General features: G+C 73.9%; 3 protein-coding genes. All 3 read right to left on the bottom strand.

What is annotated here, in order from left to right; all coding sequences use genetic code 11:
- Window positions 1-5: 5 nt before the first annotated feature.
- A complete protein-coding gene (locus tag AB8Z36_RS35795; RefSeq protein ID WP_369217560.1) occupies window positions 6-791 on the bottom strand; it encodes a GNAT family N-acetyltransferase in 786 nt (261 codons plus the stop codon).
- A complete protein-coding gene (locus tag AB8Z36_RS35790) occupies window positions 788-1885 on the bottom strand; it encodes a M20 family metallopeptidase (RefSeq protein WP_369217561.1) in 1098 nt (365 codons plus the stop codon). The genes AB8Z36_RS35795 and AB8Z36_RS35790 overlap by 4 nt, the downstream gene beginning before the upstream one ends.
- A gap of 163 nt (window positions 1886-2048) precedes the next feature.
- A partial coding sequence (locus AB8Z36_RS35785) for a GNAT family N-acetyltransferase (RefSeq protein WP_369217559.1) occupies window positions 2049-2501 on the bottom strand: 453 nt, incomplete at its 5' end.

The raw sequence follows: 2501 nt of genomic DNA, 5'->3' as shown, positions 1-2501 counted from the left end.
GTGCGTCAGAGTGTGGTGGCGCGGACGACCACGTACGAGGAGCGGTCGTGGAAGCCGATGACGTCGGCCCCGTCGCTGAGCAGGCCGCCGAGCACCTCGCGCATCGCCAGCCGCCAGGCCTTGGCGGCTCCCGGGTCGGCCCGGCGCAGCGCCTCGATGTCGGGCGGCACCTCGACCAGCAGGGCGGGGGCGTCCAGGCGGCCGACGGCGGGCAGTCCGTCCCGCACGGCGAGCGCGGTCACCGCGCCCGCCGGGACGTGCACGGGGAGCGGGGCCGACGCCGCGGCGGCGCGCACCGCGGGGTCGGAGAGCTCCCAGGAGCACAGGGCGCGGTCGGTGTCGTCGCCGCCGTTGATCGCGTCGTCCATGGGCCCGTAGAAGCTGGTGAGGTACTCCACCGGGCGGGCGCCGAGCTTGCTGAGGTTGAAGTGGGCGTTGCGCCGCACCAGCGGGTCGTAGGTCCAGGTGATCCGGGACAGGCCGCGGGCCAGCGCCCACTCGCGCTGGTGCCGCTTGAGGGCGAGGCCCGCCGCGTGGCCCGGCAGGGCGCCGGTGACGTGCGAGTGCAGGGCCTCGCCCGCCGGGGCCGCGAAGAAGGCGACGGCGGCGCCGACCAGGCGTCCTTCGGCGTACACGCCCGCCACGTAGTTGCCCGCGTGCGACAGGGCCCGCATCTGCTCGACGCCCATCGGGGAGCCGCCGGGGCCCGAGCCCCAGATGCGCTCGAAGAGGGAGTCGACCGCTTCGAGGTCGGGCAGCTCGTGCAGTTCGCGTACGGTGAGCGCGCTCATCGCGCGACTTCCTCGACGAGGGCGGCGAGGAGCCGTGCGCGCGGCACCATCTCGGCGACGATCACATGCTCGTCGTCGGCGTGCGCTCCGCCGCCCACGGCACCCAGGCCGTCCAGCGTCGGGCAGCCGACTCCGGCGGTGAAGTTGCCGTCCGAGGCCCCGCCGACCGCCGCCGAGCGCAGGGGGCCGATGCCCAGGCGGTCGGCGACCGCGCTCGCGCGCTCGAACAGGGCGGTGGAGGAAGTGGACTCCAGCGGCGGACGGTTGGGCCCGCCGCGCACTTCCAGGCGCGCCCCGGGGACGGGCACATCGAGGCGGCGGATCGCCTCGTCCACCGACTTCTGCGCGGCAAGGGTGGGCACGCGCACGTCCACGCAGACGGTCGCCTCTGCGGGCACCGTGTTGGTCGTCGTGCCCGCCCAGGACATGGTCGGTGTCGCGGTGGTCCGCCAGGCGCCGGGCCCGGGTGTTCCGGCGTCGACCTCGGCGGCCAGTCCCGTCAGGGCGAGGGTGAGGTGCGCGGCCCCGATCGCGGCGTTGACCCCCTTGTCCGGTTCGAGGCCGGAGTGGGCCGCCCTGCCGTGCACGACCAGCTCGTACGCGGACGTGCCCTTGCGGGCCGTCTTGACCGCGCCGCCGTCCGCCGACGCCTCAAGGACGAAGGTCGCCGCGCACTGCCGCGCCGTCTCCTCGATGAGCGCCCGCGAGGTGTCCGAGCCGACCTCCTCGTCCCCGGTGACCAGGACGCACACCCCGTCGAGCGAGGGCAGCGAGGCCAGCGCGTGGAACATCTGCACCAGCCCGGCCTTCATGTCGAAGATGCCGGGCCCGCGCGCGACGCCGTCGCGCAGGGACCACGGGTGGGTGGCGAGCGAGCCCATCGGCCACACCGTGTCGTGGTGGCCGAGGAGCAGGACCTTCGGCGTGCCGAACGTCCACCGCAGATGAGTGACCCCCTCCACGACGAGACGCTCGGGCGGTGTGCCGAGGTGCCGGGTGCCCTGCGCGGCCACCACGTCCGCGCTGTGCGCCACGGCGTCCAGGTCCGTGGAGAACGATTCGCAGACCACCAGTTCCCGCAGGTCGGCGACCATCGCGGCGAGCCGGTCCGCCCGCGGGTCCTTCGGCGTGTCACTCACTAAGACCTCCCGATCGAAAGCATGCCGCGATGCTAGGGGAGATTGATGATCACGCCTTCGTGGTGCGGTACCAAGGTGAGCGGCCCTGTTCGTGCTCCCGTACCAATACGGGCATGCGTCACGGGCGCCAGTACAGCGCCGGGTCCGGGTGGTCGGTGAAACCGAGGTCGCGGTAGAGCGGCTCGCCGTCGGCCGAGGCGTATAGGTCCACGCGGCAGACCTCCCGCGCGCGGAACCAGTCGAGCAGGGAGCGCATGATGGCGCGGCTGTACCCGCGCCGTCGGCACGCCGGGTCGGTGACCACGCCGATCACATGGCCGACCCGGCCGTTGCGGTTGTGCGGTCCGGGGAACCAGTGCTCGACGGTGCCGATGGCGCAGGCGGCGAGGCCGCGGTCGCCGTCCACGACCAGGACGCGGGCGCTGGGCGAGGCCAGCTTCTCCGCCAGGACCGCGGCCAGTTCGTGGCGCCAGTCGCCGGGGGCGCTCACGGGGCTGAAGTAGTCGCCGTCGCGGTGCTCGAAGAGCAGCGCGCGCAGGCGTACGAGTTCAGGGATGTCGTCGGGTACGGC

This window comes from Streptomyces flavofungini, from assembly GCF_041028215.1.
Taxonomy (GTDB): domain Bacteria; phylum Actinomycetota; class Actinomycetes; order Streptomycetales; family Streptomycetaceae; genus Streptomyces; species Streptomyces flavofungini_B.
Note: the sequence above shows the minus strand (reverse complement) of the source record. Positions and strands in the feature narration are given on the sequence as shown.

Bases quoted from the DNA above. Each gene is read 5' to 3' on its own strand.
- AB8Z36_RS35795 (WP_369217560.1), bottom strand. From the start codon at position 791: ATGAGCGCGCTCACCGTACGCGAACTGCACGAGCTGCCCGACCTCGAA.
- AB8Z36_RS35790 (WP_369217561.1), bottom strand. From the start codon at position 1,885: ATGGTCGCCGACCTGCGGGAACTGGTGGTCTGCGAATCGTTCTCCACG.